Origin of the sequence: Marinobacter sp. M1C, assembly GCF_023314135.1 — a bacterium.
In the GTDB taxonomy this organism is placed as follows: domain Bacteria; phylum Pseudomonadota; class Gammaproteobacteria; order Pseudomonadales; family Oleiphilaceae; genus Marinobacter.
On the sequence record NZ_CP092289.1, the window covers coordinates 2,881,242 to 2,894,886 of the forward strand.

The 13,645-nt window shown below is 53.7% G+C and carries 16 protein-coding genes and 1 pseudogene; 1 reads left to right on the forward strand and 16 read right to left on the reverse strand.

Features of this window, described 5'->3' with window-relative positions; translation table 11 throughout:
• Positions 1 to 13 precede the first annotated feature (13 nt).
• Positions 14 to 403, reverse strand: coding sequence for a helix-turn-helix transcriptional regulator (locus tag MIH19_RS13520; RefSeq protein ID WP_249009006.1), 390 nt, complete (start codon positions 401 to 403; stop codon positions 14 to 16).
• Positions 404 to 521: 118 nt separating this feature from the next.
• Between MIH19_RS13520 and MIH19_RS13525 the strand changes: the two genes are divergently transcribed.
• Positions 522 to 1,163 carry a transposase gene (locus MIH19_RS13525; protein ID WP_249005372.1) on the forward strand — a complete coding sequence of 214 codons (642 nt, stop codon included), beginning with the start codon at positions 522 to 524 and terminating at the stop codon, positions 1,161 to 1,163.
• Between the two features lie 48 nt (positions 1,164 to 1,211).
• Here the strand turns inward: MIH19_RS13525 and MIH19_RS13530 are convergent, their stop codons facing one another.
• The 15 genes and pseudogenes from MIH19_RS13530 to MIH19_RS13600 form a co-directional block, all read right to left on the reverse strand.
• On the reverse strand, positions 1,212 to 2,525 hold the full coding sequence (locus MIH19_RS13530; RefSeq protein ID WP_249005373.1) for a type II toxin-antitoxin system HipA family toxin: 1,314 nt from the start codon (positions 2,523 to 2,525) through the stop codon (positions 1,212 to 1,214).
• Positions 2,522 to 2,863, reverse strand: a complete 342-nt coding sequence (locus MIH19_RS13535; protein ID WP_249005374.1) for a helix-turn-helix transcriptional regulator — start codon at positions 2,861 to 2,863, stop codon at positions 2,522 to 2,524. The genes MIH19_RS13530 and MIH19_RS13535 overlap by 4 nt, the downstream gene beginning before the upstream one ends.
• A gap of 348 nt (positions 2,864 to 3,211) precedes the next feature.
• A pseudogene (locus MIH19_RS13540) lies at positions 3,212 to 3,379 on the reverse strand (MerR family transcriptional regulator); the annotation flags it as partial.
• 191 nt (positions 3,380 to 3,570) lie between these two features.
• The gene (locus tag MIH19_RS13545; protein ID WP_249005375.1) at positions 3,571 to 4,056 is read right to left on the reverse strand and encodes a hypothetical protein; all 486 of its coding nucleotides are present in this window, start codon (positions 4,054 to 4,056) and stop codon (positions 3,571 to 3,573) included.
• Positions 4,053 to 4,352, reverse strand: coding sequence for a nucleotidyltransferase domain-containing protein (locus MIH19_RS13550; RefSeq protein WP_249005376.1), 300 nt, complete (start codon positions 4,350 to 4,352; stop codon positions 4,053 to 4,055). The genes MIH19_RS13545 and MIH19_RS13550 overlap by 4 nt, the downstream gene beginning before the upstream one ends.
• Positions 4,353 to 4,414: 62 nt before the next feature.
• On the reverse strand, positions 4,415 to 4,606 hold the full coding sequence (locus MIH19_RS13555; protein ID WP_249005377.1) for a hypothetical protein: 192 nt from the start codon (positions 4,604 to 4,606) through the stop codon (positions 4,415 to 4,417).
• Between the two features lie 118 nt (positions 4,607 to 4,724).
• Positions 4,725 to 5,075, reverse strand: a complete 351-nt coding sequence (locus tag MIH19_RS13560; RefSeq protein WP_249005378.1) for a MerR family transcriptional regulator — start codon at positions 5,073 to 5,075, stop codon at positions 4,725 to 4,727.
• Between the two features lie 145 nt (positions 5,076 to 5,220).
• On the reverse strand, positions 5,221 to 5,523 hold the full coding sequence (ihfA, locus tag MIH19_RS13565) for an integration host factor subunit alpha (protein ID WP_249005379.1): 303 nt from the start codon (positions 5,521 to 5,523) through the stop codon (positions 5,221 to 5,223).
• A 3-nt stretch (positions 5,524 to 5,526) separates the two neighbouring features.
• Positions 5,527 to 7,911, reverse strand: coding sequence for a phenylalanine--tRNA ligase subunit beta (gene pheT, locus MIH19_RS13570; protein WP_249005380.1), 2,385 nt, complete (start codon positions 7,909 to 7,911; stop codon positions 5,527 to 5,529).
• 34 nt (positions 7,912 to 7,945) lie between these two features.
• Entirely contained in the window at positions 7,946 to 8,944 is a 999-nt protein-coding gene (gene pheS, locus MIH19_RS13575; RefSeq protein WP_249005381.1) for a phenylalanine--tRNA ligase subunit alpha, read from the reverse strand.
• A gap of 151 nt (positions 8,945 to 9,095) precedes the next feature.
• Positions 9,096 to 9,449 (reverse strand): 50S ribosomal protein L20, encoded by a 354-nt coding sequence (gene rplT / locus MIH19_RS13580; RefSeq protein WP_007351562.1) that lies wholly within the window; start codon positions 9,447 to 9,449, stop codon positions 9,096 to 9,098.
• A 44-nt stretch (positions 9,450 to 9,493) separates the two neighbouring features.
• Positions 9,494 to 9,685 (reverse strand): 50S ribosomal protein L35, encoded by a 192-nt coding sequence (rpmI, locus tag MIH19_RS13585; protein WP_018403764.1) that lies wholly within the window; start codon positions 9,683 to 9,685, stop codon positions 9,494 to 9,496.
• 97 nt (positions 9,686 to 9,782) lie between these two features.
• A complete protein-coding gene (infC, locus tag MIH19_RS13590; protein ID WP_084708336.1) occupies positions 9,783 to 10,322 on the reverse strand; it encodes a translation initiation factor IF-3 in 540 nt (179 codons plus the stop codon).
• 2 nt (positions 10,323 to 10,324) lie between these two features.
• Positions 10,325 to 12,250, reverse strand: coding sequence for a threonine--tRNA ligase (gene thrS, locus MIH19_RS13595; RefSeq protein WP_249005382.1), 1,926 nt, complete (start codon positions 12,248 to 12,250; stop codon positions 10,325 to 10,327).
• A 255-nt stretch (positions 12,251 to 12,505) separates the two neighbouring features.
• Positions 12,506 to 13,489, reverse strand: a complete 984-nt coding sequence (locus MIH19_RS13600; protein ID WP_249005383.1) for a TAXI family TRAP transporter solute-binding subunit — start codon at positions 13,487 to 13,489, stop codon at positions 12,506 to 12,508.
• Positions 13,490 to 13,645: the final 156 nt, after the last annotated feature.

Here is a 13,645-nt window from a genome sequence, read left to right on the forward strand (position 1 = left end):
TTCCCGACCTCCCTCAGAAATCATCGTCTACTTCCTTCCGTGGTTTATGAGCCGATTTTGGCAGCAATGCCAGAGTTTGTTGTGTGGCTGCCAGGGCTTTGTCGAGCGCTTGAACGTCTTGTTCAAACAGGGGGACTGAAAGAACCGTAGCAACTTCGAACACTGAACCAATCGCACAGGCGGGATCTGTCTTCTCTACCCGTTGCAGCATACTGCGAGAAATTCCGGCTCGGCCGGCCACTTCCTGCGTGGTGAGCCTTTGCTTCAGCCGCTCTGAACGAATCATACCCGCCAAAAGCTGCAAGGCCGCACGATTGTACCGGGAATGTGTACGAGCAGGGGTTTTTGCCATTTGAGTCACTAATAAACCATTTAAAGCTATTATGGCTGCCTTATAACCCACTTTCAAATTGTTGGCCGAGCACGACAGCTTAATGTCTTGGGGTCTGACCCCAACTTGAATTTTTTGGTCAGCTCAGGCAGATTACCAGAACTAAAAATAACTTCACAAGGAATGTGAAATGCCCCGCCGACTACGGATTTGTCCGACCGGGATGCCCCAGCATGTGATTCAGCGGGGCAATAACCGGCAGATTTGTTTTCAGGATTTGGCCGATCGCGCCACTTACGCCATGTATCTTTCGCGCTACCAGCACAAGTTCGAGGTAGATGTTCACGCCTGGGTGCTGATGACCAATCACACGCATCTACTGGTCACGCCGAACTCTGACACCGCACTCTCTGACCTCATGAAGGCCGTGGGCCAGAACTATGCCCAGTATTACAATCACAAACATGGTCGCTCTGGGACTCTGTGGGACGGTCGATTCAAATCTTGCCTGGTGGATACCGAGCAGTATTTTCTGCAGTGCCAGCGCTATATCGAGCTTAATCCGGTGAAGGCAGGGCTGGTGGCTTATGCCGGCGACTATCAATGGTCCAGTTACAACTGCCACGCTTATGGCATGCGCTCCAAACTGCACACACCGCACGAGTGTTACCTGAATTTTCAGCCGGATCCCGACAAGCGCTTCGTGAGTTACCGGTCGTTTGTCGCCAGCCCCGCGCCGGAGGGCATGGCCGATCAGATTCACCATGCGGCGATTTCCGGGAAGGCGCTGGGGTCGGAGGAGTTTCAGGAGCGTATGGCCCGGTTTCGCTGAGTTGGGGTCTGACCCCACTCTGAAACCGGCACTTCTTCCTGAACCTGCTTACAAGGACAACCGGAGGTTGGAGTAAATCTCCTGTGACAGCTCCGAATGGACATCCGCTCGGCGAGCATAATCCTGCCATTGGTTCACCACCTCAGTTACCTGGTCAATAATGGCCCGGGCATTTGACTCGAAACGGGGAATTTGGGTTGCGACTGCGAGAATATCCCCGCGAGTGAACTTATCCCGTTTACCGTTGATGGTCATCTGATGGGTGTCCACCCAGTATGAACCGGGTTTGTAGCTGTAGGCGATATCAAACGCCGGTGCCAAACGCCAACCGGCCGTTGAATGATCCAACAGAAAGCCAAAGTTCTTGGTGTGGTCGTCCTGGTTCCGGGCAATGACGTTGAAGACCATACGCCTGAAAATCTCGATTGCGTCTACCCGTGGCAACCCGAGTGTTCGGGCAATGGTCATCAGTTCTTCATAGCTGTACTGCCCAGGTTTCCGGAAGTCCGCATGGTCCATCGCGCATAGGGACTGGTAGTGGCGCTTGCGGTCACCGTCCCGGTCGAAACGCTGGGTCATAAAATGGGCTCGCTCCCCTTCTATCAACAGTTCAGACGGTGCCATATTGATGCCTGCGTCCTTGGCCATCAGGTAGTAGGCATATTCCATCCGGCCATACCCCTGCGGGTCACCAAAGACCTCGCTGGTGGATGATCGCTCTTTGACCCCATCGAATTTAATGAGGTAGTGAGTGAATCCTTTGGGTATGGGAGTCTGGCCGGAAACTACCCGAGAACGATCACGGTTCACGGCAATAACGGCCTTGGGACGAGCCCCACCCGCCGATGTGCCCACCTGGAAAATGGCACTCATCGCATCATTGTTCTCATCACCCTCTGATATGGCCACATCCAGGCCAGCTCTTTGGTCCAACACGGACTGAGCCAACTCGACCAGTGTATCGACCTTGATATCTCCTGATACCTGAGTCTGAGTGTTCCGGCCGTCTGGCTTGTACTCCAGCGCACCCATGCCACGGTTGCCGGTGTATAGGAGGCGGTCAACCGGGCTGAATGAGCTTTTTGGGATTCCCTGGCGAGCCAGCCAAGCGTTGATAACGGCATTGCCAAAGTCATCTGGCAAAGTGTCGGCAAACACGCCCGGCAGTCCAAAGAACGTTTCCTGTGGCAATGAGGGGAAATTGAACCTCCCAGCCCGAGGAGGTAGGTGGAGCGGGGAAATTGAAACGTCCTGCTTCAACCAACCCTTATCGTATTCGAACGTCGACAGACCGGTTTCTGTGTCATACAGCAGGGCACCGACACTCTTCCCCCATAGGATAACTTCCGTAACGGTGCTCACCAGCCCAGGTCTCCTTTGTCCTGTTCAACGGGCTTATTACCGGGGCGTGCACGCTGGCGAATATGGCCAGCACTCTTTAATGCCGCAATCGGTGAATAAGGCTCATCTGGCAAGAAGGCATCCAACGCCGGGAGCTTTCCGAGAACACGCAGGGCAGCAACCAGGACTTCAAGTTTCCCGTTACCATCCTCAAGCCGGATGTACGTTGCTCGGCTGACACCCATGCCCTCTGCGATCTGCTGCTGGGTGATGTTTTGCTCCAGTCGGGCTTGCTTGAGGCGCCGACCCAGCTCATCGAGGATGGCCAAGTCTGACATGCTGCGCTTAATTTGGCTCATAATGTTACAAAATTAACTCACTAAATAGGTTTTATGGGCTGAAAGTATCAGTAATGATACATTGATTGCACTCCGAAGCCGACGTATAAACAATATCTTTGAATAACGTACCAATTATAGGGCATAAAAGACTATTTAGCAGAATAGTGACCCAAAAATACAACATTAATTCGGGACATGAGGGTAAATAGCAGGTGATTTCTGAATTGCAGAGCCATGCGGCAGCGGGTTAGCAGTTAGATTTCTTGTTTCTCTGGTTACCTGAAATGCGATTTCGTCCGGGCACCTGTCTTGTTCTTCCCGTGAATGGGGCGAGCTTACAAGCAGCTGCGCCTGGTGGCAGAGGATCTGATTGACGGGAGAGATGGGGAATTCTTGTTCCCAGTAGCGTAGGACGTGGGCTTTTACGGCGCACAGTTCGGCTACTTCGCCGATTGTGAAATAGCGTTTGCCGGGGATGGCAGGTAGGTCGTTGTTGTTGGGTTTCGATCTGGCTGTACCAGGGACAGACTTCAAGCGGGGACGGACTTGAAGTCTGTCCCCTAGTCCTTTTCTAGAAATTCCGCCCCGAGCACTCTGCTCACTTCGAAGACGGCACTGCGAATCCGATAACTAAGCTCTTCCTCCCTGAGCATATCTGTTCTTTTTCCTTCGTCCGTGAGTGTCTGTGAGCGTCCGTGGCTAAAAGGTCTTTAAGCACTTGGTGTTTAGTGATTTGCCGCCACTAATTCCAGAACCTGCTTATCCAGTCTGGCGGCGAACTGTTCCAGAGTATCCCTATTGTCATGTGCGGTGGTTAGAGCATCGAATAGTGTCTGTGCGTTTTCAATGTACTCATGAATCATCTGGTTTCGTATCTGCCTTAGCGCTATCCACTGCTCTGAGGACTCTAGCCAGCCGTACTTCTCAGCTTTCTCAAGATTGATAAGAAGGGCCCGGTCCGGCTCTCCCAAGGCCTTTAACAAGACCGGTAACAGCTTATCCCCCAGAGTATCTTGCAGGCGGCAGAAGCGGCTCGTAAACGCCTCTACCTTCATGGCCAAGTCTGGAGTTGAGTCGAGGGCCTCAACAGCTTCATAGGTTAAAGACCCGCCGAAAACCTGGCTTGCTGCATATTCGAGGTGTTTGATTTCCTTGATCACAACACGGCTCAGAAATTTGAGCCTTTCCTGAATTTCCGGTGATGCTTTCACAACGCAATTCCTTGCGCCCGGGCAATCTGGTGGATTGCAGCATCCGGCATGTTAGGTGCATCCAGAAGTACGTCTATTTTCCTTTCACCCAGCTGTTTGATGATTTTTGCCTGTAGCCTTGCGACATCCCAAGCCGGGTGTTCTACCAAGCTTTCAACCTTAACCAGTAAGTCGATATCGCCACCTCTGGCGGTGTCATCAGCACGTGAGCCGAACAGTGAAACCTCAGCTTCAGACCCAAAAACGGATTTCACCGATGCTTTGATTACCCGGATTTCTATGGCATTCAATCTCATAGCATGGTTGCCTGCTTTGGTGTACGAGAGCCCTCTGGTTAGTGACGGCCCAGCTTATTCGTTCAAGCATAGGCTTTCTTGGCTTGGTTGACCATGGATTCTGGTGCTCGCTCTGCGCTTTCTGCTATCACCAATGAGGATGATTTTTTGCTGCGGAAAGATAAAAGAACGAGAGTTTTGCCACGGAGGCCAGCTATACCAATGACCGCTTCTTTATTTCGGAGCTTTGCAAGAGTGGTTTCTAGAGTGCTCATTTAGCTTTCTTGTTTCTCTTGGGGCGAGCTTACAAGTAGACGCACTTGGCAGAGGATCTGATTGACGGGGCATACTGCGGAAGTTTGTGATCTATTGTGAAGTAGCTGATTTTATCGACTACATAACAGCCAGAACCTCTTCCAGCTCACGAATCATTTGCCGTATTAACTGCTTATACTGGGAGATGTCGTCTTTCGCTTCCACGCCGGACAGCTGCTGTTTGGCGCCGCCGATGGTGTAGCCCTGGTCGTACAATAAGCTGCGGATCTGGCGGATGGTGATGACGTCGGCGCGCTGATAGTAGCGGCGGTTGCCGCGGCGCTTTACCGGGGAGAGATGGGGGAATTCCTGTTCCCAGTAGCGCAGTACGTGGGCTTTTACGGCGCACAGTTCTGCTACTTCACCGATGGTAAAATAGCGTTTGCCCGGGATGACCGGCAGTTCGTTGTTATTGCTGGGTTCCAACATATTTGCTGCTCGGTTTCGATCTGGCTGTACCAGGGACAGGCTTGGAGTCTGGCCCTAATCTCTAAAGCGGGGACAGACTTGAAGTCTGTCCCCATCCCATGTCTTGTCTTGAGCGGGGACAGATTTTAAATCTGTCCCCGTCTGTTTATTGCTTAGTTTCGACGTAGGCTTCTACTTTTGCTTTGAGTTTCTGGCCGGGGCGGAAGGTGACCACGCGGCGGGCGCAGATGGGGATTTCTTCACCGGTTTTTGGATTGCGGCCGGGGCGCTCTTTTTTGTCGCGCAGGTCGAAATTGCCGAATCCTGACAACTTTACCTGTTCGTTGTGGCTGAGTGCGCCGCGAACTTCGTCGAAAAAGGCCTCTACCATTTCCTTGGCTTCACGTTTGTTCAGGCCAAGTTCGTCGTACAGGCGCTCGGCCATTTCCGCTTTTGTCAAAGCCGCCATCCGTTAACTCCTTAGTGTTGCCCCCAGTTCAGTTTTCAGGGCTTCTATTACGCCGTTGAACAGCCCGTGCACTTCGTCTTCGGTCAGTGTGCGCTGCGGGTGCTGCCAGAACAAGCTGAGTGCCAAGCTACGATTACCTTCGCTTTCACCTTTACCGAGGCTTTCGCCTTGGTATACATCGAACGCACGCAGTGCGTTTAGGTGCTCGCCGGCGTGGTGTGTTGCCACACGATCGACGTCCGCAAATTTCACGTCGCTTCCGATAATAATAGCCAAATCTCGACGAACTTCTGGAAATTTTGAAACATCTTTGAAATTAGGCACATAACCGGTAACGATTGGGTTTAAGAATAGCTCAAACATTATAACTGTGCCATTAAGTTCCATATTTTTCTGCACCTGCGGGTGCAAGGTGCCCAACCACCCTACCGGCTGCCCTTCGCGCAGCAATTCCGCGGTCTGGCCAGGGTGCAACGCGGAGTGCTTTCCGGTGCGGAACTCTATGGTAACGCCCAGCAAGCGGAACAGGCTTTCCAACTCTCCTTTTGCATCAAAGAAGTCGGCGTTTCTGCGACCGTTCACCCAGTTTTCGGGGTTTTGGTTGCCGGTGACGACGCCTGCCAGCATGGGCTGCTGCAGAATGCGTTCGCCATCTTTCACAAAGCGAAGGCCGCTTTCAAACAGGCGAATGCGCGGCTGCTGGCGATTCTGGTTGTGGACCACGGTTTTCAGCAGGCCGCTCCAAAGGGTGGTGCGCATAACTGACAGGTCTGCGGAGATCGGATTGGCCAGAGCAATGCCTTCGTTCTGCGGATCCAGCAATTCCTGTACCTTCGGGTCCACGAAGCTATAGGTAATGGCCTCCTGATAACCGTTGGCAACAAAATAGTTGCGGATGGCGCTCAGCGGGCGGGTGTCTTCGGCCTTGGGACGCAGGCCCAGAGAACCGATGGGTTCGGTGACCGGCAGGTTGTTGTAGCCGTAGATGCGCCCTACTTCTTCAATCAGGTCTTCTTCGATGGTGATGTCTGGGCGGAAGCTGGGCGCGCTGACTTTCCAGCCGCTATTTAACCGCTCTTCTACCGCCAGGCCCAAGCGGGTGAGGATGTCTTCCACTTTGGCGTTTTCGATGGCCAGGCCTAACACGTCGGCCAAGCGCTTTTCACGGAGCACGATGGAGATCGGCTTTGGCAGATGCTCGGCGCTGGTGACGTCGACAATTTCGCCGGGTTCGCCGCCGACAATGCTGACCAGCAGTTCGGTGGCGCGTTCCATGGCGTCGCGGGCCAGGTTGTAGTCTACGCCGCGCTCAAAACGGTGGCTGGCATCTGTGTGCAAGCCGTAATGGCGGGCTTTTCCGGCTAGGGTAATCGGGTCGAAATAGGCAGATTCCAGCACTAAGTCGCGGGTTTTTGGACTAACACCGGAGTGTTCGCCACCCATTACGCCGGCAATGGCGATGGGTTTGCTGTGGTCTGCTATTACCAGGGTTTGTTCGGTGAGGGTAACTTCCTGGCCGTCCAGCAATACGAGCTTTTCTTCGGGCTTGGCCATGCGCACCACTATGCCGCCGTCGATTTCGGCGCGGTCAAAGGCGTGCATGGGCTGGCCTTGCTCCAGCAGAATGTAATTGGTGACGTCTACCGCGGCGTCTATAGAGCGAACGCCAGAGCGACGCAGTTTTTCCTGCATCCATAGCGGGCTTTTCGCAGAAAGGTCGACGTTGCGCAGTATGCGGCCCAGGTAGCGCGGGCAGCCGGCGGGGGCTTCTACGCGTACATTGGGCACTTCGCTGTGGGTGGCGGCTACCTTGTGAATAGCAGGCGCGTTCAGCGGCAGGCTGTTAAGCACGCCCACCTCACGAGCCAGGCCCTTGATGGAGAGGCAGTCGGCGCGGTTTGGGGTTAAATCCACATCGATAGCAATGTCGTTTAGTTGCAGGTAGTCGGCGAACGACTGGCCCACGGGGGCGTCGACCGGCAACTCCAGGATGCCATCGTGGTCTTCAGACAGGCCCAGCTCAGCGCCCGAACACAGCATGCCGACAGAGGGCTGACCGCGGAGTTTGGCTTGTTTGATTTTGAAATCGCCGGGCAATACGGCGCCCAGTTCGGCGAAGGGGACTTTGATGCCGGCGCGCACGTTGGGGGCGCCGCAGACCACTTGCACCTGGGTGCTGCCGTTGCTGACCTGGCACACTCGCAGCTTGTCCGCATCGGGGTGGGCTTCTACGCTGAGCACTTCGCCAACGATTATGCCGGTAAATTTGCCCGCTACGGGCTCAAAGCCGTCGACTTCCAGGCCAGCCATGGTAATTTGGTCCATCAACTGCTGGGAGTCCAGAGCCGGGTTAACCCATTCGCGCAGCCACTGTTCACTGAATTTCATGGTCATTACCTTAATCTGTTGCGGTTCAAAGAACTTAACGGAACTGGCGCAGAAAGCGCAGATCGTTCTCGAAGAACATGCGCAGGTCGTTGACGCCGTAGCGCAGCATGGCCAGGCGTTCTACGCCCATGCCAAAGGCAAAACCACGGTATTCTTCGGCGTCTATGCCGCAGTGCTCGAACACTTTCGGGTGCACCATGCCGCAGCCCATAACCTCCAGCCACTTGATGCTGCCATCGGCTTCACGGCCCCACTCGATGTCTACTTCCGCCGAGGGTTCGGTAAACGGAAAGTAAGACGGGCGAAAGCGTACTTTCAGATCCCGTTCGAAGAACACTCGCAAAAACTCTTCCACGGTGCTTTTCAGGTCGGCGAAGCTGACGTTCTTTTCGATCAACAGCCCTTCCACCTGGTGAAACATGGGGGTGTGGGTCATGTCGGAATCGCAGCGGTACACGCGGCCGGGGCAGATCATGCGGAACGGCGGTTTGCCGGCTTCCATGGTGCGAATCTGAACCGGTGAGGTGTGGGTGCGCAGCAGTGTGCCGGGATCGAAATAGAAGGTGTCGTGCATGGCACGGGCCGGGTGGTGGCCGGGAATGTTGAGGGCTTCGAAGTTGTGGTAGTCGTCTTCGATTTCCGGGCCCTGTTCCACGCTGTAGCCGGCGCTGGCAAAAAAGTCTTCAATACGCTGCAAGGTGCGGGTAACTGGATGTAAGCCACCCAGTTCCTGGCCGCGGCCTGGTAAGGTCACGTCAATGGATTCGCTGGCCAGTTTGACTTCAATAGCGATGCGTTCAAGGTCACTGCGGCGGGCGTTGATGGCCTGCTCTACCTGGCCTTTGGCGTCGTTGATTTTCTGGCCTGCAGCGGGACGTTCATCGCTAGAGAGTTTGCCCAGTGTTTTGGCCTGTTGGGTAATTACGCCTTTTTTGCCGAGGTATTCCACACGAATGTGATCAAGCGCCTGCAGGTTGTCGGCGCTTGCAACCGCCGCTAACCCGTCCTGAACCAGCTGCTTCAGGTTTTCCATTGACCCTGCTCCAAATCAGAAATGAAATCTATAAACACACGAAATCCGGAAACAAAAATAGGGGAAGAGCGTGCCCTTCCCCTATTAAACGCTGCCTGACGGTTATGCCTGGCAGCGGATCGATTCGTGATCGATGATAGAGCTTAAGCGATCACAGGGATGCTTTGGCTTTCTCAACAACCGCAGCAAACGTTTGCTGCTCGTTCATGGCCAGGTCGGCCAGAACTTTACGGTCGATTTCCACGTTGGCCTTTTTAAGACCAGCGATCAAGCGGCTGTATGACAAGCCATTGGCACGGGCACCGGCGTTAATACGCGCAATCCACAGTGCGCGGAACGCACGCTTGCGGTTACGACGGTCACGGTACGCATACTGACCTGCTTTGATAACCGCTTGCTTGGCAACGCGGTACACACGACTACGGGCACCGTAGTAACCTTTAGCCTGCTTTAGAATCTTCTTGTGACGACGGCGTGCAACCACACCACGTTTAACACGAGCCATACTATAATCCTTCTACCTTAAAACCGTTTGGGGTGCGCTGTACTCTAAACTCCGAGCATGCGCTTTACGGAAGCCACATCAGACTTGGAGATAAGCTTGGTTCCACGCAGCTGACGCTTACGCTTCGGGCTTTTCTTGGTCAGGATGTGACTGGTGAAGGACGACTTGTGCTTGAAGCCGGTGGCAGTTTTCTTAAACCGCTTGGCCGCTCCACTTTTCGTTTTCATTTTCGACATTTTTTAAAACTCCGCATTCTGTTTTTTTGATACATCGTATGTAAACCTGAAACACAAATCCCCCGCCTTTGGCAGGGGATGAGCAACAACAACAGGCTTACTTCTTTTTGCGGGGGGCGATAATCATGGTCATCTGGCGGCCTTCCATCTTCGGACGCATCTCGACAGTTGCCATTTCTTCCATGTCTACTTCAATGCGCTCCATGAGTTTCATACCAATTTCTTGGTGTGCCATCTCACGGCCACGGAAGCGAACAGTGATTTTGCCGCGGTCCCCGGCTTCAAGGAAACGTATCAGGTTGCGTAGTTTTACCTGATAATCCCCTTCTTCAGTTCCTGGACGGAACTTAAGCTCTTTGACTTGCGTCTGTCTTTGTTTCTTCTTGGCAACGGCCTTCGCTTTTTTCTCGTCGAAGATCTTCTTGCCATAATCCATTATTTTACAGACGATCGGATCGGAATCTGTCACTTGCACCAGATCCAGGGTCGCCTCCTCTGCCATCCTGAGGGCTTCTGCGATTGAAACCACACCCACTTGCTCGCCTTCGGCGTCAATCAGACGGACTTCAGTTGCATCAATGTTCTCATTGATTGGCGCCTTTGGTGTACGCGCACCCCGATTCGTTCTCTGTTTAATAATTAATTCTCCAACTTAGTTCTGCTCTTGCGTTCAACATCTTCTTGCAGAAGTTGTTCGAACGCTTCAAGCGATAGTGTTCCCAAATCTTCACCTTTGCGGGTTCTCACCGCAACGGCGTTGTTGTCGACTTCTTTATCGCCGACAACCACAAGAAAGGGAACCTTGTTAATTGTGTGCTCGCGGATTTTAAAGCCGATCTTCTCGTTTCTCAAGTCAGCATTCACCCTAAAGCCCAAAGAATCCCACTTTTTCGCAAGATTCTCGCAATATTCCCGTTGATTATCGGTGATATTGAGGATGGCGACCTGTGTTGGAGCTAGCCAGCTGGGGAATGCGCCTTCGTATTCTTCAATAAGAATACCGATGAAACGCTCAAACGACCCAAGTACCGCACGGTGCAGCATAACCGGTGTTTTGCGTTCGGAGTTATCCGACACATATTGTGCGCCTAATCGGCCCGGCATGCTGAAGTCTACCTGAATGGTGCCACATTGCCATACCCGGCCGATGCAGTCTTTCAGAGAAAACTCGATTTTAGGGCCATAAAACGCGCCTTCACCCGGCAACAGCTCCCATTTCACGCCTTCGCGGTTCAGGGCTTGCTCCAGTGCAGCTTCAGATTTGTCCCAAACTTCGTCGGAACCCACGCGCTTTTCCGGGCGGGTCGACAATTTGTACAGAATTTCGGTGAAGCCGAAGTCTTTGTAGACTTCGTGTAGCAGGTCGATGAACTTCGACACTTCGTTCTGGACGTCGCTTTCTTCACAGAAGATGTGGGCGTCGTCTTGGGTAAAGCCGCGCACGCGCATCAGTCCGTGCAAGGCACCAGACGCTTCGTTGCGGTGGCAGGAGCCAAACTCCGCCAAGCGCAGGGGCAAATCTTTGTGGCTTTTCAGGCCTTGGTTGAACACCTGGATGTGACACGGGCAGTTCATGGGCTTGATGGCGAAGTCGTGTTTTTCCGACTCGGTAGTAAACATGCCTTCTTTAAACTTGTCCCAGTGGCCGGACTTTTCCCACAGCGAGCGGGACACAATCTGGGGTGTTTTGATTTCCTGGTAACCGTGGCGACGCAGGATATCGCGCATGTACTGTTCCATTTTTTGATAAATGGTCCAGCCGTCTGGATGCCAGAACACCATGCCCGGGGCTTCTTCTTGCATATGGAACAGGTTCAGCTTTTTGCCGACTTTGCGGTGGTCGCGCTTTTCGGCTTCTTCGATGCGATGCACGTAAGCTTTCAGGTCTTTTTTGTTGGCCCAGGCGGTGCCGTAAACGCGCTGCAACTGTTCGTTGTTGGTGTCTCCACGCCAGAAGGCACCGGATACCTTTGTCAGCTTGAAGGCTTTCATTTTGCCGGTACTGGGCACGTGGGGGCCGCGGCAAAGGTCGATGAAATCACCCTGGCGGTAAAATGACAGGTCTTCTGCGCCGGGAATGTCTTCAATTATGCGAACTTTGTACTCTTCACCCATGCTGCTGAACAGCGCTACGGCTTCGCTGCGGGACATCACCGAGCGGGAAACCGGCAAATCTTGCTTGGCCAGTTCTGCCATGCGTTTTTCAATACGGCCCAGGTCTTCGTTGGTGAAGGGGCGATCGTATTTGAAATCGTAGTAAAAACCGTCGTCAATCACCGGGCCGATGGTGACCTGGGCTTCCGGGAACAACTCTTTAACCGCCATAGCCAACAGGTGGGCGGTGGAGTGGCGGATGATGTCCAGGCCTTCGTCGTCACGCTCGGTGATAATAGCCAGCTGTGCGTCGTTTTCGATCAGGTAGCTGGTGTCGACCATTGTGCCGTCGACTTTACCGGCCAGAGCGGCTTTGGCCAGGCCTGCGCCGATGTCGGCGGCTACGTCGTGCACAGTGACGGCTTCGGCAAAACTGCGGTGACTGCCGTCAGGGAGGGTTACTACGGGCATGGTGTGCTCCTAAGGATGCTCAGCGGTGATCTATACCAAAGATCACTTGTTTGGCGAGGACATAAAGCGGGGACGGATTTCAAATCCGTCCCCGCTTTATGTCCTCTTTTTTGGCAGCCGCGATACGTCCGCGGTGCCAGGAAGATGAGGAGTTTAACAGAAATGTAAAGCCGGGACAGATTTGAAATCTGTCCCGAAGGGCAAGTGGAAAATCGGGGACAGAGCGGGGACGGATTTGAAATCCGTCCCCTTTGGCTATTTCATCAAGCCGGCTTCTTTGTAGTATTTGACGGCACCCGGGTGCAAGGGGGCGCTTAGGGCGCCTGATACCATTTCTTCTTTGTTCAGGTTGTGAAAGGCCGGATGCAGGCGCTTGAAGCTGTCGAAATTTTCGAACACGGCGCGCACTACCTGGTAAATCACATCGTCTGGCACGTCGGTGGACGATACGAAGGTGGCGCCTACGCCGAAGGTGGTTACGTCTACATCGCTACCGCGGTACATGCCACCGGGAATGATGGCTTTTCGGTAGTAGGGGTTGTTTTTGATCAGTTTTTTGGTGGCGTTGTTATCAACGGTGACCAGAACGCTGTCACAGGAAGTGGTGGCTTCTTTTATCGCGCCTGACGGGTGGCCCACGGTGTAAAAGAAGGCGTCGATGTCGCCATTGCACAGGGCTTGGGACTGCTCGGCCGCTTTTAGTTCGGCGGCCAGAGCGAATTTGTCCATTTTCCAGCCCATTTCTTTCATCAGCGTTTCGGCGGTAGCACGTTGCCCAGACTCCGGGTCGCCAACCGCAACTCGCTTGCCTTCCAGATCTTCAAAGGTGGTGATTCCCGAGCTTTTGCTGGCAACAACGGTGAACGGCTCCGGGTGCATCGAGAAAACCGCGCGCAGTTTTTTGTTGGGGCCGTCGCCCTCAAACTGGCTGCTGCCGTTGTAAGCGTGGAACTGCCAGTCTGATTGGACGACGGCCAGGTCCAGCTCACCTCGGGCGATGGCGTTCAGGTTGTAGACAGAACCACCGGTGATTTCAACTGAGCAGCGAATGCCGTGATCTTTACGATCCATGTTGACCAGGCGGCAGATAGCACCACCGGCCGGGTAGTACACACCGGTAACGCCGCCGGTGCCGATGGTAATGAACTGCTGTTCCTGAGCAGACACCATGGCAGAGGCTGCGCCGAGGCTCAGTGCCGCGGTAATCGCCAACACGGAGGCTTTCAGTTTCACCGTCATCCTAGTTGTCCTTTTTACTGTTATAACCCTTAGAGCCCCGCGAACGAGAAAATCCAGCTTTTGGCAGGCCATTAAAACATAGACCCACCAGCCAGATAAATGAATCTGACTAATTTAACCAGACGGGACATCAGGCGCTTGAGTAAAAAGAAGAAA

Bases quoted from the DNA above. Each gene is read 5' to 3' on its own strand.
- MIH19_RS13555 (WP_249005377.1), bottom strand. From the start codon at position 4,606: ATGAGCACTCTAGAAACCACTCTTGCAAAGCTCCGAAATAAAGAAGCG.
- ihfA (WP_249005379.1), bottom strand. From the start codon at position 5,523: ATGGCGGCTTTGACAAAAGCGGAAATGGCCGAGCGCCTGTACGACGAA.
- MIH19_RS13525 (WP_249005372.1), top strand. From the start codon at position 522: ATGCCCCGCCGACTACGGATTTGTCCGACCGGGATGCCCCAGCATGTG.
- thrS (WP_249005382.1), bottom strand. From the start codon at position 12,250: ATGCCCGTAGTAACCCTCCCTGACGGCAGTCACCGCAGTTTTGCCGAA.
- pheT (WP_249005380.1), bottom strand. From the start codon at position 7,911: ATGAAATTCAGTGAACAGTGGCTGCGCGAATGGGTTAACCCGGCTCTG.
- MIH19_RS13550 (WP_249005376.1), bottom strand. From the start codon at position 4,352: ATGAGATTGAATGCCATAGAAATCCGGGTAATCAAAGCATCGGTGAAA.
- rplT (WP_007351562.1), bottom strand. From the start codon at position 9,449: ATGGCTCGTGTTAAACGTGGTGTGGTTGCACGCCGTCGTCACAAGAAG.
- MIH19_RS13560 (WP_249005378.1), bottom strand. From the start codon at position 5,075: ATGTTGGAACCCAGCAATAACAACGAACTGCCGGTCATCCCGGGCAAA.
- pheS (WP_249005381.1), bottom strand. From the start codon at position 8,944: ATGGAAAACCTGAAGCAGCTGGTTCAGGACGGGTTAGCGGCGGTTGCA.
- MIH19_RS13600 (WP_249005383.1), bottom strand. From the start codon at position 13,489: ATGACGGTGAAACTGAAAGCCTCCGTGTTGGCGATTACCGCGGCACTG.
- MIH19_RS13535 (WP_249005374.1), bottom strand. From the start codon at position 2,863: ATGAGCCAAATTAAGCGCAGCATGTCAGACTTGGCCATCCTCGATGAG.
- rpmI (WP_018403764.1), bottom strand. From the start codon at position 9,685: ATGTCGAAAATGAAAACGAAAAGTGGAGCGGCCAAGCGGTTTAAGAAA.